This is a genomic window from Halomonas sp. 3F2F, assembly GCF_014897805.1.
Classification (GTDB): Bacteria; Pseudomonadota; Gammaproteobacteria; order Pseudomonadales; family Halomonadaceae; genus Vreelandella.
Genome location: NZ_JABUZE010000110.1, coordinates 1 through 1,004, shown reverse-complemented (window position 1 = coordinate 1,004; position 1,004 = coordinate 1). Strand labels below are relative to the sequence as shown.

Sequence of the window (1,004 nt, the reverse complement as noted above, 5' to 3'; positions counted from 1 at the left end):
ATTACGGAAAAAGTAACTCGATAACTTTTGCATAACCACTTAAGTTCCACCTCCCAAAGCCTGTTGCACTCTGTCAACCTCTGCAGTCAGCAGCGACAACAACTCATCCGCTTTGATCATGCGCTTTTCATCTGGATGTTGCCATTGACGATCTTTTGCAAGAGTCACCAGTAATGCTCCAGCTTTACTGTACTCTGCTGCCATGTACTTCCTAACAAGCTGATTTTCTATTGTATCTCGCAAGTCTGTCGCTGTGCGCCGATCACCAAGTTTTAGTTCAATCACAGCTTCATGCTTAGAAAGAACAGAACGCAAACGTATATCAGTTTCCTTTTCGTCAGCTGTAACAGCCTCCTGGTCCACAGTGTAGATCGAGTTCGCAGCATGACTCAGCTCGCGCGAAATTTCTCGACGCATGACCCTCTCGTCTGATATCCCTGCCCAAGCCTCTCGCGGTGACGCATCACGGAGAAGAAGGTCGTCCAGGTCCGACAGCCTATCCTTCATAATCGCAAACATGGCTTCATTCGTTGAGGCAGGCGCTTCCCCGCTTCGGTCAAGTGCTATCGTTTGAGCCTCATCAAATGCTTCAGCATCAATCTCTTGCGCCCAACTCTCTTCTGCCACAGCCAAAATCCGATCCTTGAAATGAGCGCACAAAGGATCTGCGGCCATCTCGAGTTTGGCAGCCAAGCCCTCCTCGCCCTTCGAGTTAAACAATGCCGTTACAATGCTATTACGTGCCTGTTCCGCGTCGTCGCGAGTGTCCGGTGAATAGGATCCTTCGTGGTGCGCGTCGTCTTGTATTCGAACGTGTCGATAGGCCAGGCGAAGCAGCCGCAGCAGTAATTGCGGCGTGAAGCGTTCGTCACCCAACCCAATTCCGTCTTGGCGATCCCCAAAGAGGCTAGCCAGCCATGTCACAGCGTCTGATCTTTCAGATGGTTCAACTATCTCGATCTGAAGTGGTTATAGTTTCCCGGACACACAGACGCAGATAATAT

Annotated in this window: 1 protein-coding gene; it reads right to left on the bottom strand. The window is 50.3% G+C overall.

All coding sequences use genetic code 11. From position 1 onward, the window contains the following. Positions 1-39 precede the first annotated feature (39 nt). Positions 40-876: a hypothetical protein gene (locus INT21_RS12040; protein WP_226930640.1), complete on the bottom strand. Its 837-nt coding sequence runs from the start codon at positions 874-876 to the stop codon at positions 40-42. Positions 877-1,004 lie beyond the last annotated feature (128 nt).